We start from the raw sequence: 25181 nt of genomic DNA, 5'->3' as shown, positions 1-25181 counted from the left end.
CGCGCGGATGCAGGTCCGGTCGCCAATTGGCGAGAGGCCGGCCTCGGTATTCATGTGGGATCGACAGAGCACGCGGCGAGAGATGGCAGAGACGTTGAACGAAGAGGCGGTACTGACCCCGGTGGTGCTGGGGTTCGGCGACCAGGGTGTGAATCGCGCCTTGCTGTTTCCCGATTTCCAGGCGCTCTGGCAGGGCGACCAGACGCTGCTCGACTGCGCCGGACGGCGCCATCGCTTCGTCTATCTGCTGCTGGACGACCACCGCCGGGTCAAGGCCGCGGTGTTTTTCCTGCTGGCCTTCGATGCCCAGGGCAGTCCGCTGCCGGAGTGGGACCTGCCGCTTACGGAGCTGGCCGAGCGCGGCGATGTCGGTCCCGACCTGGGCGCCGGGCCGATTCGCCTGGCCAGTCGCAGCCACTGTCCGATTTCCTGGCACCAGGGCGATCTCTGGGATCCGCGCAGCGAGGCCGAGCATGACGACTGGCAGGCGATCCGCGACTGCCTGGGTCTGGTCGCGCCGCGCGATGGCGAGGTGGAACTGGCCGGGGAATATCATCCCAGTGCCGCCGACGGCATCGATGTCGAGGCCCGTCTCGAACGGGTCCGCCGCATCCTCGCCCAGGAACACCAGGAGGCGCTGGACAAGCTGATCGCCGGCCAGCGCACCCGGCTGCTGACCCTGACCCGCCAGCACCAGGAAGACCTGGCCCGCCTGCAGCGCGATGCCGACGAGGCGCGCGCCGCCAAGGCCGAGCTGGAGGTGCGCTACGCCGCCCTGGCCCAGCACCTGGAGCAACAGCACGACCTGGCCCGCCAGGAGCGCGAGGAACTCAACGAACAGATGCGCACCCTGGAGCGCAATGCCCTTTACAAGATCGAGGCGCTGCGCATCCAGTCCGAAGCCGAAAGCGAAGCCCGGGTGGCCGCCGCGGTGGGCGAGCTGAAGAATCAGCTGACCATCCGCGAGGTGGAACTCAAGTACCGCGACGAGCTGGACGGCCAGTTGCAGGAAGACATCCGCCAGCTGCGCGAGCGCTGCGCCCAGCTGATCGGCGACAGCAACGAAGGCCAGCTGGAGCGCCTGGCGCGCCAGGGCATCCTGTTCGTCACCTTCCAGCCGGGGGCGGGTCATCTGATCCTCAGCCGCCAGGACGTGCCGCGATTCAGCGCCGATCCCCTGGGCTATGTCGCCGAGCACTGCAAGGTCAGCCGCGAGCAATACCAGCGCTGGCTGGAGCATCACCAGCAGCCGGTGTGCCAGGCCGAGGTGGAGGGCGAGCGCTGCGGGCGGCCGGTGGTGCGGGTCGAGCATCCCGCCCAGTTCGATCCGCTGCGCTCGACGCTGTGCGCCGAGCACCGCGGCGATGACAGCGATGGCGACGTCGCCAATCTCTGAATCCCCGGCGGATGACATCTCTCCCACCCGCCGCGCTGCAGGAGGTGCAGCTCGCCGCCCTGGCGCCGCGCGACCTGCGCCTGGCGGTGCTGCGCCTGGATCAGCGCCCGGCCGCGCATAACGGCAACAAGGGCTACAAGCTGCGGCCCTGGCGCGAACGCCTGGCCCGGGGCGAGGGCCGTGGGCTCATCAGTCTCGGCGGTGCCCACTCCAATCATCTGCATGCGCTGGCCGCCCTGGGTCGGGAAGACGGCTTCGCCACTGTCGGCCTGCTGCGCGGCGAGCCCTGTCTGACGCCCACCGTCCAGGATCTGCAGGCCCAGGGCATGACCCTGCACTGGCTCGGCTATGGCGGCTATCGCCGTCGCCATGACGCCGACTTCTGGCAGCCCTGGCAGGCGCGCTATCCCGGGTTGCTGCCCATTCCCGAGGGGGGCTGCGACGAGCAGGCCGCCGCGGCCTGCGCGGCCATCGTCACGGAGTTGCGCCAGGGCCTCGCCGCCCTGGACTGGCCCGATTGCCAGCAAGTCTGGCTGGCCGCCGGCACCGGCACCACCCTGGCCGGGGTGATCCGCGCCGCCGATCCCGCCTGGCAGGTGGTGGGCGGCCTGGCGGTGCCGCCCGGGCACGGCGTCGAAGCCAACCTCGACCGGTTGCTCGCCCAGCACACGGTCCCGAACTGGCGCCTGCTGGACGCCAGCCGCGGTGGCTTCGGCCGCCTCGATGCCGAACTGGCCCGGGCCATGGCGGAGTTCGAGGCGCAGACCGGGATCGCCCTGGAGCCGCTCTATACCGGCAAGCTCTGGCTGGCCCTGCGCCAGGCAATCGAGGGCGGCGCGCTGGCCCCGGGCAGTCGCCTGGTGCTGATCCACAGCGGGGGCCTTCAGGGCCGCCGCGCGCTGGAGCCTCAGCTGGCGAAGTGGGTCGGCGGCTGAAGCGGCCAACCCCCAGGCACCAGGAACAGCCGGGCATCCTCGTCGCCGCGTGCATCGCGCCGCACCAGCAATTGCGGCCAGATCGGCTCGCCGTCCGGCAGCGGCAGGCAGGGCGTGTCGGCCACTGCGGGTGCCAGCCAGTGGCCCTTGGGCAGCACCTCCCAGGGACCCTCCGGCAGTTGCCCGCGCGCGCACCACAGCTGGGGTTGTCGGGATGGCAGGGCGTCCGCCGGCCAGGGCAGGGGGCTATCGAGCGGCTGGAACAGATAGCCGCCCAACCACAGCGCCGCCCGCGGCGGGGCGATGTCCAGCGCCGCCAGGCTGGCCCGGGCCAGGGGCGTGGCCGACAGCGGCAACTGGCGCTGGCGCAGATGGGCGAGCTTGCGCGCCAGCTGGTCTTCGCCGCCGGGGCCCAGCCAGCGGGGCGCGTCCGCCGGGCCTTCGCCCAGGTAGAACTTCACCGCCAGTTCCAGGTGATGGACCCCCTCAGCGTCTTCCACCAGCAGGTCCAGTTCACCCAGGGTACGGTCACCGTCGCGCAAGGGCAGGTTGGCCGCGCGCAACCTCAGCCCCGGCGCGCGCTCCAGGGCGAATTGCCAGAGTCTTTCGTACTGGCGCCCCAGGCGGCGATCGCTGCCCTGGGCGAGCCAGGTCGCCAGGGCCGCGGGGGCCGCGTCCTGTTGCCGCAGCCAGTCGGCCAGACGTTCGGGGTGGGTCGCCCAGTCGCTGGCGGCCAGCGGATGACGGGTGTCGGCGGCTGCCAGCAAGGGCGGCGCGACCAGGGTCCAGGCGAGATCGCGCACCTGGGGCTGGCTCAGGCGGCGGGGCAGGGCGTGCAGCTCGGCGAAGGGCGTCATGGTGCCAGCATAGGCCAAGCCGGGCCGCTGCGGATCACCGGCGGCGACCCGTGGTCGGATGAGGGCGGTTTGCCGCTGCCACGGGCTTTCGCCCATACTTTCCGCACTTTCCAGCCAACGGGGCCGCCGGCGCGTCATGGACTCCTTTCGTAACATCGGCATCATCGGTCGACTCGGCAGCACCCAGGTGCTGGACACCATCCGCCGGCTCAAGACCTTTCTGCTGCAACGCGGGCGCAACGTCATCCTGGAAAACACCATCGCCGAGGTGCTGCCCGGACACGGCCTGCAGACGGTGTCGCGCAAGCTCATGGGCGAGATCTGCGACCTGGTGATCGTGGTCGGTGGCGACGGCAGCCTGCTCGGCGCCGCCCGCGCCCTGGTGCGCCCGCGGGTGCCGGTGCTGGGGATCAACCGCGGCAAGCTGGGTTTTCTCACCGACATCCGCCCCGACGAGCTGGAGACCAAGGTCGCCGAGGTGCTCGACGGCCAGTACCTGATGGAGACGCGCTTCCTGCTGGATGCCTTCGTCGAACGCGGCGGCGAGATGATCGGCCAGGGCGATGCCCTCAACGACGTGGTGCTGCACCCGGGCAAATCCACCCGGATGATCGAATTCGAGTTGTACATCGACGGCCAGTTCGTCTGCAGCCAGCGCGCCGACGGCCTGATCGTCGCCACCCCCACCGGTTCCACCGCCTACTCGCTGTCGGCGGGCGGTCCCATCATGCATCCCAAGCTGGATGCCATCGTGGTGGTGCCCATGTATCCCCACACCCTGTCCAGCCGGCCCATCGTGGTCTCCGGCGACAGCACCCTGTCGATCCTGGTGTCGCCGAACATGACGATCTATCCGCAGGTCTCATGTGATGGCCAGAATCATTTCACCTGCGCACCCGGCGATACCGTGACCATTCAGAAGAAGCCCCACAAGCTCAGGCTGATCCACCCGCTGGATCACAACTACTACGAGATCTGCCGGACCAAGCTCGGCTGGGGCAGTCGCCTGGGAGACGATTGATGCCCCGCGGCTACGATCTGATCGGCGACATCCACGGCTGCGCCCATACCCTGGACCTGCTGCTGGAGCGCCTCGACTATCAACAGGTGGACGGCGTCTGGCAGCATCCCGAACGCCAGGCGATCTTTCTCGGTGACCTGGTCGATCGCGGCCCGCGCATCCGCGGCGCCCTGCGTCGGGTGCGCGCCATGGTCGAGGGTGGCCATGCCCACTGCATCCTCGGCAATCACGAACTCAATGCCCTGGCCTGGCACACCCCGGCGCTCCCCGGCACCGGCCAGACCTGGGTGCGCGAACACACCCCCCGTCATCGCCAGCTGATCCAGGAGACCCTGGCCGCCTTCGCCGATCATCCCGGCGAGTGGCAGGACCACCTGGACTGGCTCTACACCCTGCCGCTGTGCAAGGACTTCGGTCATTTCCGCATCGTGCATGCCTGCTGGGATCAGCGGCTGATCGACGAACTCCTCCACCACTATCCGGACGCCTGCATCGACGAGGACTTCGTCCGCCAGTCCATCGTTGGCGGCAGCCTGGCCAGCCGAGTGGCCTCGCGCCTGCTCAACGGCGTCTCGCTGCCCTTGCCCCACGGCCTGCGCCTCACCGGCAGCGACGGCTATGTGCGGGCGCGCTTTCGCACCAAGTTCTGGGAAAGCGATCCCCAGACCTATGGCGACGTGGTCTTCCAGCCGGATGCGCTGCCGGCAGAAATCGCCTGCGAACCCCTGAGCGACGAGGAAAAGGCCGGGCTGCTCTGCTACGGCGAAGAGGAGCCGATGCTGTTCGTCGGTCACTACTGGCGCGACGGCCATCCCGAACCCCTGCGGCCCAACCTGGCCTGCCTGGACTACAGCGCGGTCAAGTACGGCAAGCTGGTGGCCTACCGCCTCGACGACGAACGCCAGATCGATCCGGCCAAGTTCGTCTGGATCGACGTCCAGCGCGAGGAGGGGCGATGAACCAGCCGCAACCCGTGCTGCGCGTGCCCCTGGGCCGCGACCTGCTGGGCTTCACCCGCCTGCTGCGGCGCCTGCAGATCCGCCACCGGGTGGTGGAAGAGGGCGACAGCCAGGTGCTCTGGGTGCTGGACCCGGCGCGGGTCGAGGAGACCCGCAGCCTCTATGAGCGCTATCCCGATGGCGATCCGCGTGGCGAGGTCCAGACCGCCCGCGGCCCCCGCGGCTTCGGCCTGCTGGCGCAACTCAAGGCCAGTCCGGTCAGCGCCGTCTTTCTCGCCATCACCCTGCTGCTGGGCCTGGCCACCGAACTGGGCGACAACCTGGCGCTGATCCACTACCTGACGCTGCAGGAATTCCGCCTGATCGACGCCGAGCACATCGCCTTCCTCGATCTCGACGCCAGCCTGGCCCGTGGCGAATGGTGGCGGCTGGTCACTCCGATCTTCCTGCACTTCGGTCTGCTGCACCTGGCGATGAACGCCCTCTGGTACTGGGAGCTGGGTCGGCGCATCGAATTCCGCCAGGGCGGCCTGATGCTGCTGCTCCTGACCCTGGTGTTCGCCGCCGGCTCCAACCTGGTGCAGTACGCCTGGACCGGCCCGGCCCTGTTCGGCGGCCTGTCCGGGGTGCTCTATGGCCTGCTCGGCCACTGCTGGCTGTTCCAGTGGCTGGCGCCCAATCCGGCCTATCGCATGCCGCGCGGCGTGGTGGCCATGATGCTGATCTGGCTGGTGATCTGCCTGACCGGCGTCTTCGACCTGCTCGGTTTCGGCTCCATCGCCAATGGCGCCCATGTCGGCGGCCTGGTGCTGGGTTGCCTTACCGGCCTGCTGGGCGGTGGCCTGGCACGCCTGCGGCAGCGCTAGCTAGCGCCGCCGCTTGAGCTCGGGCGAGAGGCTCAGGGCATTGCGATAGCGCCAGCGCCGCTGGCTGCGGCGGCGCAACCAGAGCCCGACCAGCAACAGCAGCGCGCCGCCACCCAGGAAGCCCTGGGCGGTCTCGCGGGCCAGGGACAGATAGGGCGCCAACTGCGGCAGCTGCAGCAGCGCGGCACCGCCCGCCAGCAGCGCGGCCAAACCCGTCAGCACCGAGAGGGTGCTGAGGCCGGCGGCGAGGGAGGTTAGAAAGGGCCGCCGCAGGCGCAGCGGCGGCGGATCGAAACGGTCTTGCTCGGGCAACTGCATGCTCATACCCCAGGCGCTGTAAGGCCGCCGAGGTTATACGCCTCGGCGGTCCTTGGCGAGCCTGAGAGGCGCGGGCTAGCGCAGCAGCTGTCGGGCCCCCTGCTTGAGCATGTCCCAGCGATTCGGATCACCACTGGCGATGGCGCCGAGGAAGGCCCGCGCCTGCTCGAAGCTGATGTGCGGCGGCAACGGCGGCACGCTGGGGTCGGTGACGAACTCCAGCACCACCGGGCGATCCGCTTCGAAGGCCTGCTGCCAGGCATCGGCCACCTCGTCCGGACGATGGATGCGCAGGCCCTTGAAGCCGAGTAATTCGCCATAGCGGGCATAGGGGAAGTCCAGCACGTCCTGGGCCGGGGCGAACTTGGGATCGCCGGCCAGGGCGCGTTGCTCCCAGGTCACCTGGTTGAGATCGCCGTTGTTGAGCACCATGACAATGAAGGTCGGGTTGCTGAATCTCTTCCAGTACTGCTGCAGGGTGACCAGTTCGGCATTGCCGTTCATCTGCATGGCGCCGTCGCCCACCAGGGCGATCACCGGGCGATCCGGATGGGCGAACTTGGCGGCGATCGCATAGGGAATGCCACAGCCCATGGTCGCCAGCTTGCCCGACAGCGACCCCAGCATCTGCCCGCTCATGCGGATGTCGCGGGCATACCAGTTGGTGTGGGAGCCGCTGTCGCCGCAGAGGATGGCGTCGCGTGGCAGCTGACTGGACAGCTCATGGAACACCCGCTGCGGATTGATCGGATCGGCGGGCGCCAGGGCGCGCTGCTCGATGGAATGCCAGGAGTCGGCCACGCTCTTCTCGATGCGCGCGCGCCATTTGTCGTGGGGCTTGCTCTGCAGCAGCGGCAGCAGGCGCCTCAGGGTCTCGGCGGCATCGCCCAGCAGCGGCTGCTCGATGGGATACCTCATGCTGATGTTGCGCGCATGCAGGTCGATCTGCACCGCCCGCGCCTGGCCTTCCTTGGGCAGGAATTCGGTATAGGGAAAGGTCGAGCCGACGATCAGCAGGGTGTCACATTCCCGCATCAGCAGATCGCTGGCCTCGGTGCCGAGCAGGCCAATGGAACCGGTGACATAGGGCAGTTCGTCGGAGACAACACCCTTGCCCAGCAGCGCCTTGGCCACCCCGGCGCTGAGCTTCTCGGCCACCGCCATCACCTCGCTGCGCGCCTGCAGGGCACCGGCGCCCACCAGCAGGGCCACCTTCTTGCCGGCATTGAGGATGTCGGCGGCGGCCTGCAGGTCGTCTTCCTGGGCATAGGGCCGTGGCGGGATGGCACCGGCCCCGGAAAGGACATTGGCGTGCTGGTGCGGCGGGCTTTCCACCGCCGGCAATTGCTGGATGTCGTTGGGAATGATCACCGTGGCCACCTGGCGCTCGGCGATGGCCACGCGAAAGGCGCGGTCGACGACATGGCGCAGTTGCGCCGGATGCACCACCGTCTCAACGTAGGCGGAAACATCCTTGAACAGGGTGTGCAGGTCGACTTCCTGCTGGTAGTCGCTGCCGAGCGACGAGGCGGCCTGCTGGCCGACCAGGGCGACCACCGGCATATGGTCCATCTTGGCATCGTACAGGCCGTTGAGCAGGTGGATGGCCCCGGGCCCGGAAGTGGCCAGGCAGACGCCCACCTCGCCGGTGAACTTGGCATGGGCGCAGGCCATGAAGGCGGCCATCTCCTCGTGGCGCACCCGCACATAGTCGAACTGCTCGGCCACCCGCCCCAGGGCACCCATGATGCCGTTGATGCCATCGCCGGGATAACCGAAGACGCGCTCGACGTTCCACTGCCCGAGGCGCTCCCAGAGATGGTCGGCTACGGTCTTGCTCATGACATTCTCCTAACTGGACCTTTAGGCTTTGTCCAAAAAGTGCCTGCGCTCGGCCATGCTGCGTTAAAAATCCGTTCGGAATGCTCATTTACCACTCGTAAACTCCGCTTCCTCACGGATTTCTGCCTTGCCTGACCTTCGCTCGGCGACTTTTCAAACAAGCCTAGGTTAGGAAGAAGGGGTCCGGCGTTAAGTTCCTGCAGCCGGACCGGGCGCGGGTTAGAATGCGCGGCTGATCATCCGGAGCCTTTCATGAGCGAATCCCGCCTGCGCACCTTGCGCGACCACATCCGCTGGGCCGTCAGCCGCTTCCATGCCGAAGAGCTGTTCTTCGGCCATGGCCACGACAACGCCTGGGACGAGGCCCGCGCCCTGGTGCTGGGCGCCGTGCACCTGCCCTGGGACACCGCCGACCGCTACCTGGACTGCGCCCTGGAAGACGACGAGCGCTACGAACTCGGGGTGCTCTTGCACAGGCGCATCCAGGAGCGCGTGCCGACCGCCTATCTGCTCGGCGAAGCCTGGTTCTGCGGCCTGCCTTTCACCGTCGACGAGCGGGTGCTGGTGCCGCGTTCGCCCATCGGCGAGCTGATCGAAGCGCAATTCGCCCCCTGGCTGCCGGCCACGCCAGCGCGCATCCTCGATCTCTGCACCGGCTCGGGCTGCATCGGCATCGCCTGCGCCTATGCCTTCCCCGAGGCCGAGGTGGCCCTGGGCGATCTGTCCTACGACGCCCTGGAGGTGGCCTGGCAGAACATCGAGCGCCACGGCCTGGAGGAGCGCGTCTATACCGTGCAGGGCGACGGCTTCGCCGGCCTGCCGGGGCAGCGCTTCGACCTGATCGTCAGCAATCCGCCCTACGTGGATGCCGAGGACTTCGCCGACATGCCGGCCGAGTACCAGCACGAACCGGCCCTGGGCCTGGCCTGTGGTGACGACGGCCTGGATCTGGTGCGACGGATGCTGGCCGAAGCGGCCGATCACCTCACCGAGCAGGGCATCCTGGTCGTGGAGGTGGGCAACAGCCAGGTCCACGTCGAGGCGCTCTATCCGGAAGTCGATTTCACCTGGCTCGAATTCGAGCGCGGCGGCCATGGCGTCTTCCTGCTCGCCGCCGCCCAGTGCCGCGAGCACCAGGCGCTGTTCCGCAGCCGTCTGGTCCCCTGATCACCTGCGGTCGCCGGTGGCGGCCGCCTTTGTTTACCGAGGTCTACCCCGTGTTTACCGAACTCGCTCTGCACGAGCGCCTGCTCAAGGCCCTCGACACCCTGGGCTTCAAGACGCCCACCCCGGTCCAGGCCGCTGCCGTGGGCCCGGCCCTGGCAGGTCATGACCTGCGCGTCACCGCCCGTACCGGCAGCGGCAAGACCGCGGCCTTCCTGCTGCCGCTGCTGGATCGACTGCTCAAGGATCCCAAGCCGCGTTCCGGTGCCCGCGCCCTGATCCTGCTGCCGACCCGCGAGCTGGCCCAGCAGACCGCCAAGGAAATCGAACGCTTCGGCCAGTTCACCTTTCTCAAGGCCGGCCTGGTGATCGGCGGCGAGGACTTCCGCGTCCAGGCCGCCGGCCTGCGCAAGAATCCGGAGATCCTGGTGGCCACCCCCGGTCGCCTGCTGGAGCAGCGCAACGCCGGCAACGTGGATCTCAAGGACATCGAGATGCTGGTGCTGGACGAAGCCGACCGCATGCTCGACATGGGCTTCTCCGAGGACGTGCTGCAGATCGCCGCCAGTTGCGAGCGCGAAGGCCGCCAGACCCTGCTGTTCTCCGCCACCAGCGGGGGCAACAGCCTGCGTCAGGTGGTCGAGCAGGTCCTGCGCGAGCCGCAGAATCTCATGCTGGACCGCACCGGCGAACTCAACGAAGCCGTGGTGCAGCAGGTGATCCTGGCCGACGAGCCGCCGCACAAGGAGCGCCTGCTGCAGTGGCTGCTGGCCAACGAGACCTATCGCAAGGCCATCGTCTTCACCAACACCAAGGTGCAGGCCGATCGCCTGACCGGCCGCCTGGTGGCCGAGGGCCTCAAGGTCTTCGTGCTGCACGGCGACAAGGACACCAAGGACCGCAAGCTGGCCGTGGAGCGGCTGCAGAGCGGCGCGGTCAAGGTGCTGATCGCCACCGACGTGGCCGCTCGCGGCCTGGACGTCGACGGCCTGGACCTGGTGATCAACTACGACCTGCCGCGCAGTGGCGACGAATACGTCCACCGCATCGGCCGCACCGGGCGCGCCGGCGAGGCCGGTCTGGCGATTTCCTTCGTCACCCATGGCGACTGGAATCTGATGTCCAGCATCGAGCGCTATCTCAAGCTGAGATTCGAGCGTCGTCACCTGCCGGGTCTCAAGGCCAGCTACAGCGGTCCGAAAAAGCTCAAGGCCTCGGGCAAGGCCGCGGGCGTCAAGAAGAAAAAGACCGAGGGCAAGAAGGACGGCAAGGCCAAGAGCAAGGCCAAACCCAAGTCCGAACGCCGTCCCGGCGCCCTGGTGCCGAGCTCGGCCGACGGCTTCGCGCCGCCGCGCAAGCGCACCCAGGAGTGATCTTGCGGCGCGCCTGAGGCGCCAACCCGCGGCGAGACCGCAGGGCAGGGCGCCTCAGTGCTTGGCGGCGTTGTCGAACAGCTGGAAGACCGGCGCACGCCGCGTAGGGCGTCGTTGCAGATCCGGTTGCTGGATCAGCAACCAGGCCTGCAATTCCGGTTCGGGCATGGGCTTGCCGATCCAGAAGCCCTGGCCTTCGTCGCAGCCCATGGCCAGCAGGCTGGCCAGGGCCTCGGCGGTCTCGATACCCTCGGCGGTGATGCGAAAGCCCAGTTGATGGGACAGTTCGATCAGCGAGCTGACGATCAGCCGGTCCTTGGTGCGGTGGGTCAGTTCGCGGACGAAGCTGCGGTCGATCTTGATGGTGTCGGCCGGCAACTCACGCAGGTGCGAGAGGTTGTTGTAGCCGGTCCCGAAGTCGTCGATGGCGATGCCGATGCCCAGCTCGCGCAGGGCGGCCAGCTGCCGATGGATCAGCGCCACGTCACCCAGCAGGGCATTCTCGGTGACCTCCAGCTCCAGGCGCCGGGGGTCGACCGGATAGCGCTGCAGCAGGTCGGTGGTGTGCTCGGTGAAGTCCGGATCGTTCAGGTCATGGGCGGAGATGTTGATCGCCACCCCCAGGCCCCGGCCCTCGCGTTGCCAGGCATAGGCCTGGCTGATGGCCTGCTGCATGACCCAGCGACTCAGCGCGGTGATCAGCGCGGTCTTTTCCGCCAGCGGAATGAATTCCGCCGGACTGACCGGGCCCAGGTGCGGATGCTGCCAGCGCAACAGCGCCTCGACGCTGTGGCAGCGACCGGTGGCCAGATCGATGCGCGGCTGATAGACCAGGCTCAACTGGTCCTCGGCGCGCAGTGCCTGGGGCAGGGCGCTGAGCAGGGCGAAGGCGCGGCGGTAGGCGGCGTCATGCTGCGGATCGAAATACCGGCAGCCGCGCATTTCGGCGCGGGCATCGTCGGCTGTGGCGATCAGGGCACGCAGCCAGTCGGTGGGATGGTCGTCGGTCAGGGACATCACCCCCAGGCCCAGCCGGGTCTGGATGGGAATGCCATTGTAGTCGAGCACCCCGGTCAATTCCTGCTGCAGGCGCTCGAGCAGCGCCCGCTGCGCGGCCTCGTCGGCGTCGTGCAGCAGAAAGCCGAAGCGGGCCGGTCCGAGGCGATACAGCGGTTGTTCAGCCGGTAGCAGGCGGCGCAGGTGCTGCTTGATGGCCCGTTGCAGGCCATCGAAATGCGCCTGGCCCATGGCCTTGATGAAGTCGTTGAGATAGCTCTGGGCGAACAGATCGGCCGCCACCGCCACCACCGAGGTACCGGCCCGGGCCAGGGCTTCGGCATCCTCGCTGAAGCGCTGACCATTGGGCAGCTGGGTGACCGGATCCCAGAAGGCTTCGGTGCGCAGCAATTCGATGTGCTGGCTGGCAAGGGCCGCCAGTTGCTGCAGCGCCACCAGCCGATCCTGGGGCAGGGCGGCGCGGGGAGCGGCATCGAACAGGCAGAGACTGCCGAGCATCAGCCCTTCGGCGGTGCGCAGCGGCGCGCCCAGGTAATAGCGGATGTTCGGTGCACCCCTCACCACCTGGAGGTCGGCGAAGCGTGCGTCATCACGCGCATCTTCGACCTGCAGCGGCACGGTGGATTCCTGCAGGTGCTGGCAGAACGACTGGCCGCGCGGCACGGTGAAAGGCGCGCAGCCTACGGTGGCTCGACAATGGACCTGCTGGCCGTCAAGAAAGCAGATCATTGCATAGGGCACATCGAACAACCGGGCGCAGAGATCGGTGAGATCCTGGAAGGCGCGGTCGGCAGGGCGGTCGATCAGGGCAAGATCGCGCAGCAGTGCAAGACGCTGGCGTTCGTTGGCCGCAGTGAGTGGAGCGGGCTCCATAGCAACGTCTCGGTGCGCTGTAGTAGCAGATTGCTACTTAGAGCGTGATCGGGTCGAGAGTTCCCTCACTACCCGCCTCACAGTCTACCGGTTGTCATTTATCTGTCGAAAGGATCAGGCCGCGAAGTAGAACACGGCGAACAGCCCCTCGGGGTCGGTCCACACCCGCACCTGTCTGAAACCGGCGTCTTCGGCCAGGGCACGAAAGCTCGCCAGGCTGTACTTGTAGGAATTCTCGGTATGCAGCCGCTCGCCTTCGCGGAAGGTGAAACGGCGGCCTTCGAGACGTACCGTCTGGTCGCGGGTACTGACCAGGTGCATCTCGATGCGCGCCTGTTCTTCGTTGAAGAAGGCCAGGTGGCGGAAGCGCTGCGGATCCAGATCGGTGTCCAGCTCGCGGCGGATGCGTTCGAGCAGGTTGAGATTGAAGTCGGCGGTCACTCCCGCGGCATCGTTGTAGGCCGCATCCAGCCGCGCCCTGTCCTTGATCAGGTCCACCCCGATCAGCAGGCCCCCGGTCGCCGGCAGCATCCGGTGCAGATTGCGCAGGAAAACGCCGGCTTCTTCCGGGGTGAAGTTGCCGATGCTCGAACCGGGAAAGAAGGCGATGGGGCGCAGGCCGTCGAGACTGTCGGGCAGGGTCATGGGCCGGCTGAAGTCGGCGCAGGCGGCGCTGACGTCCAGCCAGGGATAGTCGGCCGCCAGACGCTGGGTGCTGCTGAGCAGGAATTCCCGGGAGATGTCGATGCCTAGGTAGCCGGCCGGGTGCATGGCTTCCAGCAGCAGGCGCACCTTGCGACTGGCGCCGCTGCCCAGTTCGACCAGGGCGGCGTCGCGCCCCGCCAGGCGGGCGATCTCACCGGCCGCCGCGGCCAGGATGCCCTCTTCGGTGCGGGTGGGGTAGTACTCGGGCTGCCGGGTGATGGCCTCGAACAGCTCCGAACCGCGCTGATCGTAGAAGTACTTGGGCGACAGCGCCTTGGGGGTCTGGGCAAAGCCCTGGAGCACATCGTCCCGCAGCGAGCTGTCGGCGACGGTCACCGGTTGCTGATCGAAGAAGCGCACGGCTAGGGCCATGGGTCAGACCTCTCTGGCCAGGCGCAGGCCCGAGAACTGCCAGCGCATGGTGGGATAGAAGAAGTTGCGGTAGGTGGCACGCACATGGTCCTGGGGCGTGGCGCAGCAGCCCCCGCGCAGGACCATCTGGCCGGACATGAACTTGCCGTTGTATTCGCCCAGGCTGCCCGGCAGTGGCTTGAAGCCGGGGTATGGGCGGAAGGCGCTGCCGGTCCACTCCCAGACGTCGCCGAACAGCTGGCGCATGCCCTGGTCCGCATTGGCGACCGGTTGCAGGTGATCCTGGTCGACGAAGTTGCCGTGGATCGGCTGGCGCGCCGCCACGGTTTCCCATTCCGCCTCGGTGGGCAGCCGGGCACCGGCCCAGCTGGCGTAGGCATCGGCTTCATAGAAGCTCAGGTGGCAGACTGGTGCGGTTGGATCCACCGGGGTCAGGCCGCCCAGGGTGAAGTGGTGCCAGACGCCATCGAGCTTCTGCCAGTACAGCGGCGCCTGCCAGCCAAGGGTGCGGATGGCCGCGGCGCCGTCGGACAGCCAGAGATCGCTGCGGCCGTAGCCGTTGTCTTCGATGAAGGCCAGGTATTCGCCATTGGTGATCAGCCGATCGGCCAGCTGGAAGTCATCGACGAATTGCCGATGCACCGGCGTCTCGCAATCGAAGGCGAAGCCGTCGCCGCCATGGCCGACATGCCGGACGCCGCCCGGATGGGCTTCCCAGCCCAGGGGCGCGACCGCGGCCTTGGGGCCCTTGGCCAGGTCGGCGCGATAGACCGGATGCAGGGGGTTCTGCGCCAGGATGTGCTTGATGTCCATGAGCAGCAATTCCTGGTGCTGCTGCTCGTGGTGCAGACCGAGTTCCAGGCGCCGGGCGATCTCGGCGGCATGTTCGGCCGGCGGCGCGCTGAGCAACTCGGCCATGGCCGTGTCCACCGCCGCGCGAAAGCGATAGACGTCGTCCACGCCCGGCCGCGACAGGTGCCCGCGGGCCGCCCGCGGAAAGGGCTTGCCGTGGGTCTCGTAATAGGAGTTGAACAGGTAGTCGTAGGCCGGATTGGGCGTCTGGTAACCCTTGAGGAAGGGCTTGAGGATGAAGGCCTCGAAGAACCAGGTGACGTGGGCCAGGTGCCATTTCGGCGGACTGACGTCGGCCATGCTCTGGATGACGTAATCCTCGACGGTGAGCGGGGCGCAGAGCGCCTCGCTGGCCCTGCGCACACGCTGGAAGCGCTCGAGCAGGGTGGTGGCGGTGTCACTCGCTGCGGGCAGCTCGCGGGCGAGAGGATTCATGGCGTTCTCCCTGGTCGGCCTTTTGGTTGTCAGGAAACCGACCGGGCGGCATAAGTTTAGTTCGCCCGGTTATGACGAGCGGTCTCGCTTGCCCCTGTCTACCACCAGGTTTCCAGCTGCACGCCGAAGTTGTTGCCGTGACGGGCATCGCCGAAGGCGCCGCTGTCGGACAGCGCCGTACCGGCCACGGCAGCATCCTGGGCACCGCGGTTCCAGCTGGCGTAGGTCCAGTAGAGGCGGATCTCCGGCCGGTCCATCAGCCCCATGCCGCCCAGCGCCAGGGTCGGCGCCACGGTGACCTTGTTCAGCTTGCGGGTGGCGCCGCTGTCGGGATGGATCTGGTCGTGGCCGAACTCCACCTGCAACTTGAACAGGCGGGTGAAGGCATAGCTGGGCCGCACGCCGAAGGAGTACCAGGTCTGGCCGCCATCGCCGGGGGCGCGGTCGCGCTGATAGAGCGCCAGCAACTGGCCGCCGAAGCGCGGGGTGAGCTGCCAGCGCGGCGATTCGAGCACGCGCAGGCTCTCGTAATCCCTATCGGCGGTCAGGCTGCCGGTGGCGCCCAGGCCGTTGCCCGGCCCGCGACCGTATTGCACGGTGAAGACGTTGACCCCGCCAAAGAACTGCGCCTGCTTGTGCTCGGCGGTGGCCGACCAGCCGCTGTGGGCGTTCTGTACCTGACCGGCGCGCTGGATGTAGGACAGCCCCAGTTCGATCTCGCCACCGGGATTGGTCTTGATGCCGCCCAGGTTCAGGTCGTGGCGGTTGGCCTTGTCCGGCTGGTCGATGTTGTCTTCGCGACTGAAGGCGTAGCTCAGCCGCAGGCCGCTGTCGCCCAGGCCATAGTCCTCCACGCCGAAACCGGTGCCGCTCGGATTCCAGTAGTAGAAGTCGTTGATATGGATGTCGTGACGCTTGTAGTAGCGACGCCCGGCCCAGAGACCACCGCCATTGAGCGCCGGCAGGCTGAGACTGGTCCAGATCTGCGGCAGGCGCACGTTGCCGTTGTCGCCGCTGAAGGTGGGGGGCTGGTCATAGACGTTGTAGAGGCTGGCCATGCCGTGCACCTTGAGTTCGGTGCCATCGACGCCCTTGTACAGGGTCTGGTGCAATTCGAGTTCCCAGTAGGTCTCGCATTCGTTACCCAGGCGGTACTTGGCGGGTGCGCCGGGCAGCTGGAAGCAGCTCTGCTTGCCGCCTTCCGCGGAGCCGCCGACACCCACTCGGCCGTAGCCGCTGAATTCCAGCGCCGTGGCGGTCAGCGGCAGGCTGCCGGCAAGGAAGGCAAGACAGCAGGTGGTGCCGGCCTGGCGGAGAACTCTGGTCATCCCGAAAATCCCTGTGTGGTTGGCGGACGCCGATCGGACCTGGGCCCGGCTCGACAAGTTGCGCGAATTTCCCAGCCGATCAAGGACTTGCCTTGGTTCGAAGGCACGGATCAAGACCGCCGAAATCGGCAGCCTAAAGAGAATGGTTGACGACCACGGCTCCTGCTGGCGACGCTTGGGTTTTGCCTCAAGGAAAGTATTACAAAATGAAACCGACGCTGCTGATGGCCCCGCAATTGCCCCAGGGACTGGTGACCCAGCTCGAAGCCCACTACCGGGTCCTGGGGCCCTTTCCTTCGACCGATCCCGCGGCGCTGCCCGCGGGGGCTGAGGAGGCCGTGGCGCTGCTGACCATCGGCGGCCTGCCGACCCGCGCCGCGCTGCTGGATACCCTGCCGGCACTGCGGCTGGTGGCCTGCTACGGCACCGGCTACGAAGGCGTGGAACTGGACGCCTGCCGCGCGCGCGGTATCGCCGTGACCACGGCGGGTGATGCCAATGCCACCGCCGTAGCCGAATTCGCCTTTGGCCTGGTCCTGGCCAGCGCGCGCCGCCTGCTGCAGGGCGATGCCTTCGTCCGCAGCGGCCGCTGGCAGGGCAACGCCGTCGAGCGCATGCCCCAGGTCCCGGGCCTGGCCGGGCGGCGTCTTGGCATCTATGGCCTGGGCGAGATCGGTCGGCGCATCGCCCGGCGTGGCGCAGCCTTCGACATGGAAATCGGCTACTTCAATCGCTCAAGGCGGGAGGGGCTGGACTATGCCTATCACGGCAGCCTGCTGGAGCTGGCGCGCTGGAGCGACGTGCTGGTGGTGGCGGTCCGCGCCAGCGCCGAGACCGTGGGCGCGGTGGATGCCAAGGTCCTGGCCGCGCTCGGCGCCGAGGGCCATCTGGTCAATATCTCTCGCGGCAGCGTGGTCGACGAGGATGCCCTGGCCGACGCCCTGGAGCAGGGGGTGATCGCCGGCGCCGGGCTGGATGTCTTCGCCCGCGAACCCGAGGTGCCCGAGCGCCTGCGCCAGCAGCCCAACCTGGTGCTCAGTCCCCATGTCGCGGCCAATGCGGCCTCGGCCCAGCAGGCCCAGCAAGAGGTGATGCTGGCGAATATCCAGGCCATGCTGCAGGGGGGCGAATTGCGCAATCGCATCGCCTGAGCCGCCGGTCGGCTTGGGTTGTGGCCCCGGATGACCCCTCCCATATTGGGCGCATGACCTCGAATTCGCCTGCCGCCGTCCTGGCGGACTTCCACCAAGCGCCGCGCAGCTGGTTCACGACGCGCTTTCCCGCCCCGACCGAGGCTCAGCTGCAGGCCTGGCCGGCCATTCGCGCCGGTGAATCGGTGCTGGTGGCCGCGCCTACCGGGTCGGGCAAGACGCTGACCGCCTTCTTCGCCGTGCTCGATGGCCTGGTGCAGGAAGCGTTGCAGGAGGGTGGCCTGCCCGAGGCCTGCCTCTGGCTCTATGTGTCGCCGCTCAAGGCCCTGTCCAACGACATCCGCCTCAATCTCGAAGAACCCCTGGCCGGCATCGGCGCGGCGCTGGAGGCGCGGGGGTTGCCGCCGCTGGCCTTGCGCACGGCGGTACGCACCGGCGATACCCCGCAAAAGGAGCGGGCCGCCATGCGCCGGCGACCGCCGCACCTGCTGGTTACCACCCCCGAATCCCTCTATGTGCTGCTGGGTTCGGATTCCGGGCGGCGAATGCTGGCCAGCGTGCGCGGCGTCATCGTCGACGAGATCCATGCCATCGCCGATGGCAAGCGCGGCAGCCACCTGACCCTGAGTCTGGCGCGCCTGGAGGCCCTCACGGGCCGTCCCCTGCAGCGCATCGGCCTGTCCGCCACCCAGAAGCCGCTGGCCGCCGTGGCCGCCTTTCTGGTCGGCCGCGATGCCCAGGGGCAGCCCAGGCCCTGCACCGTCATCGACATCGGTCATCAGCGCCCCCGCGACCTGGCGCTGGAGGTGCCGCCCATTCCCCTGGAGGCGCTGCTGTCCACCCAGGCCTGGGAGCTGATCTACGACCGCCTGGCCGAACTGGCCGAGGCGCACCGCACCACCCTGGTGTTCGTCAACACCCGCCGGCTGGCCGAGCGCATGGCCCGGCAGCTCTCGGATCGCCTCGGCAATGCCCAGGTGGCCGCCCACCACGGCAGCCTGGCCAGGGAGCAGCGACTGGACGCCGAGCAGCGCCTCAAGCGCGGCGAGTTGCGGTTGCTGCTGGCGACCGCCTCCCTGGAGCTGGGCATCGACATCGGCGAGGTCGACCTGGTCTGCCAGATCGGCTCGCCGGGCTCCATCGCCGCCTTCCTGCAACGGGTCGGTCGCGCCAATCACCAGGTCGGCGGGCTACCCAAGGGACGGCTGTTTCCCACTTCGCGCGACGACCTGGTGGAGTGCGTGGCGCTGCTCGACTGCGTGCGCCGCGGTGAGCTGGATACCCTGCACATCCCCGTGGCGCCGCTCGACGTCCTGGCCCAGCAACTGGTGGCCGAGGTCGCCTGCCAGGAGTGGTCGGAAGCGGGGCTGCTGGCCGTGCTGCGCCAGGCCGAACCCTATGCCGCGCTGAGCGAGGCCGACTACCGGGCCGTGGTGGAGATGCTCAGCCAGGGCTATACGGATCGCCGCGGTCCGCGCGCCGCCTATGTCCATCGGGACGCGGTCAACGGACTCCTGCGCGGCCGCCGCGGCGGCAAGGCGACCGCCGTGATGAGCGGCGGCACCATCCCGGAAAGCGGCGATTTCAGCGTGCTGCTCGAACCCCAGGGCCATACCGTCGGTAGCGTCAACGAGGATTTCGCCTTTGAAAGCCTGGTGGGCGACGTCTTCCAGCTGGGCAACACCGCCTACCGCATCGTCAAGATCGAAGGCAGCAAGGTGCGGGTGGAGGATGCCAAGGGGCAACCGCCCAACATTCCCTTCTGGCACGGCGAGGCGCCGGGGCGCAGCGATGAGCTGTCGGCGGGTCTGGCGCGGCTGCGCGCGGAACTCGAACCCCTGCTGCCCGGCGCCGACGAGCCGCCCGAATCGGCCGTCGCCCGCATTGGCGCGGCCTATGCGCTGGCCGAGGCCGCAGCGCGCCAGCTGGTGGACTATCTCGGTCGGGCGCGCCAGGCGCTGGGTGCCTTGCCGACCCAGCAGACCCTGGTGATGGAAAGATTCTTCGACCAGGCCGGCGGCATGCAGCTGATCATCCATGCGCCCTTCGGCAGCCGCATCAACCGTGCCTGGGGCCTGGCCCTGCGCAAGAGATTCTGCCGCACTTTCAATGTCGAGCTGCAGGCGGCGGCGACCGAGAACGCCCTGATCCTCTCGCTGGCGACCAGCCACAGCTTCGTGCTCGACGATGTCTGGCGCTATCTGCATCCGGCCACCGCCGAGACCGTGCTGATCCAGGCGCTGCTCGACGCCCCGCTGTTCGCCGTGCGCTGGCGCTGGAACGCCACCACGGCCCTGGCGCTGCCGCGCTTCAGCGCCGGGCGCAAGGTGGCGACCCAGGTGCAGCGCATGCGCAGCGAAGACCTGCTGGCCACGGTCTTTCCCGATCAGGTGGCCTGCCTGGAAAATCTCGCCGGCGAGCGCCAGGTGCCGGAGCACCCGCTGGTCCGCCAGACCCTCGATGATTGCCTGCACGAATCCCTCGACAGCCGCGGTTGGCTGGCCCTGCTGGCGCGCATCACGGCGGGCCAACTGACCCTGCTGACCCGCGACCTGCCCGGACCTTCGCCGCTGGCCGCCGAGGTGCTCACGGCCAAGCCCTATGCCTATCTGGACGACGCGCCCGTCGAGGAGCGGCGGACCCTGGCGGTGCAGAATCGCCGCTTCGGCGGTGCCGAGCTCGACGAACTGGGCACCCTGGATCCGGCGGCCATCGCCCTGGTCCGGGAGGAGGCCTGGCCACGGCTGGAAAGCGCCGACGACCTGCATGAAGCCCTGCTGGGCATCGGCTTTCTCACCGAGGCCGAAGTCGCACCGCGGCAGACCCAGGTGCGCCAGCTGGTCAAGGCCGGGCGGGCAGGGCGGCTGCGGCTGCCGGCGGCGACCCTGTGGATCGCGGCCGAGCGACTGCCATTGTTCCAGGCGCTGTTTCCCGGCGTCGCCACCGAGCCGGCGCTCGAGGCGCCGCCGGGTTTCGCAGCGCCCGCGGATGCCGAGGCGGCCTTGGTGGAGCTGCTGCGCGCGCGCCTCACCGCGCTGGGTCCGGTAGACCAGGATGGACTGGCCGCCAGTCTCGGGTTGCCGTCGGCCCAGCTCACACCGGCGCTGCTGGCCCTGCAGGGTGAAGGCTATGTCCTGCAGGGACGCTTCACCGCAGCGGACAGCGCCGGGGAGTGGTGCGAGCGCCACCTGCTGGCGCGGATCCATCGCTATACCCTGGGGCGGCTGCGCAAGGCCATCGAGCCGGTGGCCCTGGCCGACTACCTGAGATTCCTGCTGGAGCACCAGCATCTGACCGGTCCGGCGATCCTGAGAGGCAATGAGGGCCTGGAGCAGGTGATCGGCCTGCTGGAAGGCTTCGAGGTCGCCGCCGCCGGCTGGGAAGGCGAGATCCTGCCCAGTCGCCTGCCGAGCTATCAGTTCACCTACCTCGATGACCTCTGCCGCGCCGGTCGCGTTGTCTGGTTGCGCCTGCCCCAGGCGGGGCGCGGAGGCGGCGGACCGGTCAAGGGTTCGCCCATCGTCCTGCTGCCGCGCCGCCACCTGGCCGACTGGAACAGCCTGACCGAGCCCGCCGGCAGCGAAGTGCTGTCACCCAAGGCGCAACGGGTGCTGGAGGTGCTGACCCACCGCGGCGCCTCCTTTTTCGATGAATTGCTCGGCGAGGCGCGCCTGCTGCGCAGCGAGCTGGAGACGGCCCTGGGCGAGCTGGTAGGGGCCGGTGCGGTCAACGCCGACAGCTTCGCCGGCCTGCGCGCCCTGCTGCAGCCGGCGGCCAAGCGTGGCAGTGGTCGCAGCGGTTCGCGCCGCGGGCGCATGGCGCTCTATGGCGGGATGGAGGATGCCGGCCGCTGGGTCGCCTTGCGGCCCGTCGAGGCGTCGGACGAGGCGCGGCTGCCGGATGCGCTGCTGGAGCGGCTGGTCGGGCTGCTGCTGCGTCGCTATGGCGTGCTCTGCTGGCATCTGCTGCAGCGCGAAAGCGCCGTCCTGCCGCCCTGGCGCGATCTCCTGCGTGCCTGCCATCGCCTGGAAGCCCGCGGCGAAATCCGCGGCGGGCGCTTCATCGCCGGTCTGTCCGGCGAGCAATTCGCCGATCCGGCGGCCATCGCACCCCTGCGTGAGTGGCGCCAGCGTCCGGCGGAAGATCTCTGGGTGTGCGTCTCGGCGCTGGATCCGCTCAATCTGGTCGGTACCCTGCTGCCCGGGGCCAAGGTGCCTGCCGTGGCCGGCAATCGCCTGCTCTATCGCGACGGAGTGCCGATCGCCACGCGGGTGGGAACCAGGGTCGACTGGCTGGTGGAGCTGGACGCAGGAGAACAGGTGCGGGCGCGGCAGGCGCTGCAGCAACTGGGACGGGAACGGCCCCAAGTCGGCATCGGGCGCAGCCTGCTGCGGCAGTAACGACTAGAAGAAGGGGTGCGAGGCCTTGAGCATCAGGGCGCTGTCGCAGTAGGTGTTGTGGCCCGAATACACCGAGCAGTCGGCGCCTCTCAGGCTGGTGCCGCTGTAGGTCAGGTTGAACAGGGTATTCACCCACTTGCGACTCAGATTCACCGACCAGTCGTTGAAGCTGCGCACCATGCCGCCGCTGTCGAGGGTCGTGGGTACGTCCAGCACATAGTTGGTGTACTTGAGCGAGACACCGGTCTTGATCAGCGGCAGGGTCCCCAGGTCGGCATAGACCGAGGCATTGTGGCGCCCCGGGTCATTGGCGAAGGCGGCGCCCAGGCGCTTGCCATAGACGGTCATCCCGGAATACAGCTCGCGACTGGGATCGACGTTCTGGATCAGGTTGCTGTAGTTGATCACGCCCAGTTCGTAGCCATAACCTGGGGCGAAGCGGTGCTTGTAGCCGGCGTAGGTGTCCATCTCCAGCAGCGGCGCTTCCGCGGACGAGGCGTTGTTGGTCGTCCACTGGCCGAAGTACAGCCCGCTGTCGTGGGTGAGATCGAAGCCACCGCCCATGCCGGCGGAGTTCGGTGCGACCAGTCCCTGGGCCATGCTGCGTGACGGCGCCGTGCCCATCTTCAGATCGAAATCCCCTACCTCGCGCTGCATGCCCCAGCTGGCCGCCAGCGCCGGACTGGCCAGCAGCCCTAAAACGAGGAAGAGAGGTAAGGATCTGGTCATGGGAGCACTCCTGCCGTGCCGGTCACGCAAACTTGAGAAAGGATGTGATGGGGATAACAACAAGCAGGGAGAACATCGAGGTGCGAACACCCTGATGACATCGTTGTTATTGGATGAGAAACCGCGGCTAACCCGTTATCGTCCCTCGATGATAACCAACGAAGAGGGCATTTTTTCGCCATTCGTCAGTTTTCAGATCGAGAATTGAACTCGTCGTTAGGCTCCAGACCGTCGAATTTGATATGGGTTCCGATAACAATCGGCAACCGACTGCTCTGCGAGCGAGCATCTACGCGGCCACTGCCGTCCAGTAAAAGACACACTTTTTGACAAAGCGCAGCCCTGTTGCGACGAACAACCGCACGCCAGTGGATTGAATCGACAGGGAAAGGCTCAATATTGTGGAGGAGGGCAGCACGCGCTGCCCGCCATGGCTGTCCCTGACTGAGCGCTGGCTCGAGGAGTTTTCATGAACGACCGTATACAAGCTCTGATGCTGGACCTGCTCGCCCGACTCGGTCTGGTCAAGGCCATCCCGATTCCCAGTCGCGAGCGCGAGCAACTGGCTGCCCAGCGTCGTCGTCAGCAGCAGCGCCGCTGAACGCGCTGATGCGAATCCGAGCGGCGGGCGCCGCCGGGTTCGCGTAGGGTCCCCGGCCGGGGACCCGGGCTTACTTCAGATTGCCGCTGAGAAACTGGCGCAGGCGTTCGCTCCGCGGACTGACCAGCACTTCGCTCGGCGGACCTTCTTCCTCCACCACCCCCTGGTGCAGGAACAGCACCTGGGAAGACACCTCGCGGGCGAAGGCCATCTCGTGGGTCACCATGAGCATGGTACGACCTTCTTCCGCCAGGGCGCGGATCACCTTGAGCACCTCGCCGACCAGCTCCGGGTCCAGGGCCGAGGTGGGCTCGTCGAACAGCATGATCTCCGGTTCCATCGCCAGCGCACGGGCGATGGCGACCCGTTGCTGCTGACCGCCGGACAGGAAGGCGGGGTACTGTTCGGCGACTCGGGCGGGCAGGCCGACCTTGTCCAGGTACTTGCGTGCGCGGTCTTCGGCTTCCGCCTTGCTCACGCCCAGGGCCTTGCGCGGCGCCAGGGTGATGTTGTCCAGCACGCTCAGGTGACTCCAGAGATTGAAGTGCTGGAAGACCATGGCCAGGCGGGTGCGCAGATTCTGCAGCTGGGCCGCATCGGCCACCCGGACGGCGCCGCGATCATCGGCCATGCGAACGGTCTCGCCGTCCAGGGTCATGGTCACGGCGTTGGGCTGCTCGAGGAAGTTGATGCAGCGCAGAAAGGTGCTCTTGCCCGAGCCACTGGCGCCGATCAGGCTGACCACATCGCCGGTCTTGGCCTTGAGCGACACGCCCTTGAGCACTTCGTGGTCGCCGTAACGCTTGTGCAGGCCTTCGACGGTCAGTTTGTACATGGATAGGGATTCCACAGCAGAAAAGAGGTAGGGATCACGGCGAGAGCAGGTAGCCGCTGCGATAGGCCTCGGTGCCCGCCACATGGGCGATCACCATGCCGGCGGTGGCCATGCGGCGATTGGAGCGCGCATAGAGGATGCCGGCGACCGCGCTGCGCACCTCTTCGACGCGATCGCTGATCGGATCTATGACGTGCGCCAGCACCTGGCCGACCGCGATGCGCTCGCCCACCTGGGCCTTGAGCACCAGCACACCGCCCTGGGTGGTCGCCACCGGCTCCACGGCCGCCAGCGGCGTGGCCGGTTGCAGCAGCGGTGGCAGCGGGGCGGCGGTGCCGCTCAGGAAGCCCTGGTGGCGCAGGTAGTTGACGATGGCCTCGGCATCCGCCGCGGCGAGATCATCACGCACGTCCAGTTGGCCACGCAGCTCCAGGGTCACCGACAGGCTGCCCAGGGGCAGGCGCTCGCCAAAGCGCTGGTTGAGATTCCACCAGAGCAGGGTGAAGCATTCATCGAAGGACTGGCCGCCCGAATCGGTGGCGAGCAGGCTGGCTTCGGAACCGAAGTAGCGCGCCAGCGGTTCGACCTGGGGCCAGGCTTCCGGCGTGGTGTAGAGGTGGGCCACGGCGTCGAAATCGCAGTGCAGGTCGAGCACCACCTCGGCGTCGCAGGCCAGGCGCTGCAGGGTCAGGCGCTGACTGTCGAGCTGGGTGGTGGCGGATTCCGCGGCCAGGGCCGTGCGGAAGACCTCGCGCACCAGGGCCTGGTTGGCGGCCACGTCATCGCCGAGGCGCTCGGCGATGACGGCCTCCACCTGGGCGGTCATGTCGCGGAAGCGGCGATTGAAGTTCTGCCCCGTCTCCAGCTCGTAGCGACCGAGGTGGACGTCGGCGACCTGCTGGTCCTGGCCGATGGGGTTGGCTACCGGCACCAGCACCACTTCCGCCAGCAGTTCACCGGCGGCTTCCAGCGCCTTGAGGCGCTGCTTGAGGTGCCAGGCGGTGAGCATGCCGGGCAATTCATCGGCATGCAGCGAGGCCTGGATATAGACCTTGCGACCGCTGTCGGCGGGGCCGAAGTGGAAGCTGTGGATGCAGCGCTCGGTGCCCGGGACCGGGGCGACCAGCGGATGGGTGAGATGGCGCATGACAA

The 25181-nt window shown here is 67.9% G+C and carries 20 protein-coding genes; 10 read left to right on the top strand and 10 right to left on the bottom strand.

What is annotated here, in order from left to right; genetic code table 11:
* Positions 1-82 precede the first annotated feature (82 nt).
* Both PSK12I2_RS0120280 and PSK12I2_RS0120275 read left to right on the top strand, forming a co-directional pair.
* Positions 83-1396, top strand: a complete 1314-nt coding sequence (locus PSK12I2_RS0120280) for a chromosome partitioning protein ParA (RefSeq protein WP_171991242.1) — start codon at positions 83-85, stop codon at positions 1394-1396.
* An 11-nt stretch (positions 1397-1407) separates the two neighbouring features.
* Positions 1408-2331 carry a 1-aminocyclopropane-1-carboxylate deaminase/D-cysteine desulfhydrase gene (locus PSK12I2_RS0120275; RefSeq protein ID WP_084222125.1) on the top strand — a complete coding sequence of 308 codons (924 nt, stop codon included), beginning with the start codon at positions 1408-1410 and terminating at the stop codon, positions 2329-2331.
* Here the strand turns inward: PSK12I2_RS0120275 and PSK12I2_RS0120270 are convergent.
* Complete coding sequence (locus PSK12I2_RS0120270) at positions 2304-3284, bottom strand: DUF1853 family protein (RefSeq protein WP_084222124.1); 981 nt, start codon at positions 3282-3284, stop codon at positions 2304-2306. The two genes, PSK12I2_RS0120275 and PSK12I2_RS0120270, sit on opposite strands and share 28 nt — an antisense overlap.
* 40 nt (positions 3285-3324) lie before the next feature.
* On the opposite strand from PSK12I2_RS0120270, the gene PSK12I2_RS0120265 reads away from it, so the two are divergent.
* The 3 genes from PSK12I2_RS0120265 to PSK12I2_RS0120255 are packed head-to-tail and all read left to right on the top strand — an operon-like array spanning position 3325 to position 6034.
* Positions 3325-4209 carry an NAD(+) kinase gene (locus PSK12I2_RS0120265; RefSeq protein ID WP_007158929.1) on the top strand — a complete coding sequence of 295 codons (885 nt, stop codon included), beginning with the start codon at positions 3325-3327 and terminating at the stop codon, positions 4207-4209.
* Positions 4209-5168 (top strand): metallophosphoesterase, encoded by a 960-nt coding sequence (locus PSK12I2_RS0120260; RefSeq protein WP_027599823.1) that lies wholly within the window; start codon positions 4209-4211, stop codon positions 5166-5168. The genes PSK12I2_RS0120265 and PSK12I2_RS0120260 overlap by 1 nt, the downstream gene beginning before the upstream one ends.
* A complete protein-coding gene (locus PSK12I2_RS0120255; protein WP_027599822.1) occupies positions 5165-6034 on the top strand; it encodes a rhomboid family intramembrane serine protease in 870 nt (289 codons plus the stop codon). The genes PSK12I2_RS0120260 and PSK12I2_RS0120255 overlap by 4 nt, the downstream gene beginning before the upstream one ends.
* Here PSK12I2_RS0120255 and PSK12I2_RS0120250 read toward each other — a convergent pair whose 3' ends face one another.
* Both PSK12I2_RS0120250 and PSK12I2_RS0120245 read right to left on the bottom strand, forming a co-directional pair.
* Positions 6035-6352 carry a hypothetical protein gene (locus PSK12I2_RS0120250; RefSeq protein ID WP_231501006.1) on the bottom strand — a complete coding sequence of 106 codons (318 nt, stop codon included), beginning with the start codon at positions 6350-6352 and terminating at the stop codon, positions 6035-6037.
* A 75-nt stretch (positions 6353-6427) separates the two neighbouring features.
* Entirely contained in the window at positions 6428-8194 is a 1767-nt protein-coding gene (locus tag PSK12I2_RS0120245) for a thiamine pyrophosphate-requiring protein (protein ID WP_027599820.1), read from the bottom strand.
* 252 nt (positions 8195-8446) lie between these two features.
* Here PSK12I2_RS0120245 and prmB point away from each other — a divergent pair, with 252 nt between their 5' ends.
* Positions 8447-9361: a 50S ribosomal protein L3 N(5)-glutamine methyltransferase gene (gene prmB / locus PSK12I2_RS0120240; protein WP_027599819.1), complete on the top strand. Its 915-nt coding sequence runs from the start codon at positions 8447-8449 to the stop codon at positions 9359-9361.
* Between the two features lie 50 nt (positions 9362-9411).
* A complete protein-coding gene (locus PSK12I2_RS0120235) occupies positions 9412-10731 on the top strand; it encodes a DEAD/DEAH box helicase (protein WP_027599818.1) in 1320 nt (439 codons plus the stop codon).
* 54 nt (positions 10732-10785) lie between these two features.
* On the opposite strand, the gene PSK12I2_RS0120230 is transcribed toward PSK12I2_RS0120235, so the two are convergent.
* The 4 genes from PSK12I2_RS0120230 to PSK12I2_RS0120215 all read right to left on the bottom strand — a co-directional run bounded on the left by PSK12I2_RS0120230 (position 10786) and on the right by PSK12I2_RS0120215 (position 16313).
* Positions 10786-12621 carry a bifunctional diguanylate cyclase/phosphodiesterase gene (locus PSK12I2_RS0120230; protein WP_027599817.1) on the bottom strand — a complete coding sequence of 612 codons (1836 nt, stop codon included), beginning with the start codon at positions 12619-12621 and terminating at the stop codon, positions 10786-10788.
* Between the two features lie 114 nt (positions 12622-12735).
* Positions 12736-13698 (bottom strand): L-histidine N(alpha)-methyltransferase, encoded by a 963-nt coding sequence (gene egtD / locus PSK12I2_RS0120225; RefSeq protein ID WP_027599816.1) that lies wholly within the window; start codon positions 13696-13698, stop codon positions 12736-12738.
* Between the two features lie 3 nt (positions 13699-13701).
* Positions 13702-14985: an ergothioneine biosynthesis protein EgtB gene (gene egtB, locus PSK12I2_RS0120220; protein WP_027599815.1), complete on the bottom strand. Its 1284-nt coding sequence runs from the start codon at positions 14983-14985 to the stop codon at positions 13702-13704.
* A 98-nt stretch (positions 14986-15083) separates the two neighbouring features.
* Positions 15084-16313, bottom strand: coding sequence for a carbohydrate porin (locus tag PSK12I2_RS0120215; RefSeq protein WP_027599814.1), 1230 nt, complete (start codon positions 16311-16313; stop codon positions 15084-15086).
* Positions 16314-16519: 206 nt separating this feature from the next.
* On the opposite strand from PSK12I2_RS0120215, the gene PSK12I2_RS0120210 reads away from it, so the two are divergent.
* Together PSK12I2_RS0120210 and PSK12I2_RS0120205 are read left to right on the top strand one after the other, a co-directional pair.
* Positions 16520-17464 carry a 2-hydroxyacid dehydrogenase gene (locus tag PSK12I2_RS0120210; protein ID WP_027599813.1) on the top strand — a complete coding sequence of 315 codons (945 nt, stop codon included), beginning with the start codon at positions 16520-16522 and terminating at the stop codon, positions 17462-17464.
* Between the two features lie 53 nt (positions 17465-17517).
* A complete protein-coding gene (locus PSK12I2_RS0120205; protein WP_027599812.1) occupies positions 17518-21864 on the top strand; it encodes a DEAD/DEAH box helicase in 4347 nt (1448 codons plus the stop codon).
* A gap of 3 nt (positions 21865-21867) precedes the next feature.
* On the opposite strand, the gene PSK12I2_RS0120200 is transcribed toward PSK12I2_RS0120205, so the two are convergent.
* Positions 21868-22593, bottom strand: coding sequence for a TorF family putative porin (locus tag PSK12I2_RS0120200; RefSeq protein WP_027599811.1), 726 nt, complete (start codon positions 22591-22593; stop codon positions 21868-21870).
* 469 nt (positions 22594-23062) lie between these two features.
* Between PSK12I2_RS0120200 and PSK12I2_RS25320 the strand changes: the two genes are divergently transcribed.
* Positions 23063-23194 carry a hypothetical protein gene (locus tag PSK12I2_RS25320; RefSeq protein ID WP_007158915.1) on the top strand — a complete coding sequence of 44 codons (132 nt, stop codon included), beginning with the start codon at positions 23063-23065 and terminating at the stop codon, positions 23192-23194.
* Positions 23195-23264: 70 nt separating this feature from the next.
* Here PSK12I2_RS25320 and PSK12I2_RS0120190 read toward each other — a convergent pair whose 3' ends face one another.
* Together PSK12I2_RS0120190 and PSK12I2_RS0120185 are read right to left on the bottom strand one after the other, a co-directional pair.
* A complete protein-coding gene (locus PSK12I2_RS0120190) occupies positions 23265-24029 on the bottom strand; it encodes an ABC transporter ATP-binding protein (protein WP_007158914.1) in 765 nt (254 codons plus the stop codon).
* Between the two features lie 34 nt (positions 24030-24063).
* Entirely contained in the window at positions 24064-25176 is a 1113-nt protein-coding gene (locus PSK12I2_RS0120185) for a succinylglutamate desuccinylase/aspartoacylase family protein (protein WP_007158913.1), read from the bottom strand.
* Between the last annotated feature and the right edge of the window lie 5 nt (positions 25177-25181).

The organism is Pseudomonas sp. MOIL14HWK12:I2 (genome assembly GCF_000510745.1).
GTDB classification, from domain to species: Bacteria; Pseudomonadota; Gammaproteobacteria; order Pseudomonadales; family Pseudomonadaceae; genus Chryseomonas; species Chryseomonas oryzihabitans.
Note: the sequence above shows the minus strand (reverse complement) of the source record. Positions and strands in the feature narration are given on the sequence as shown.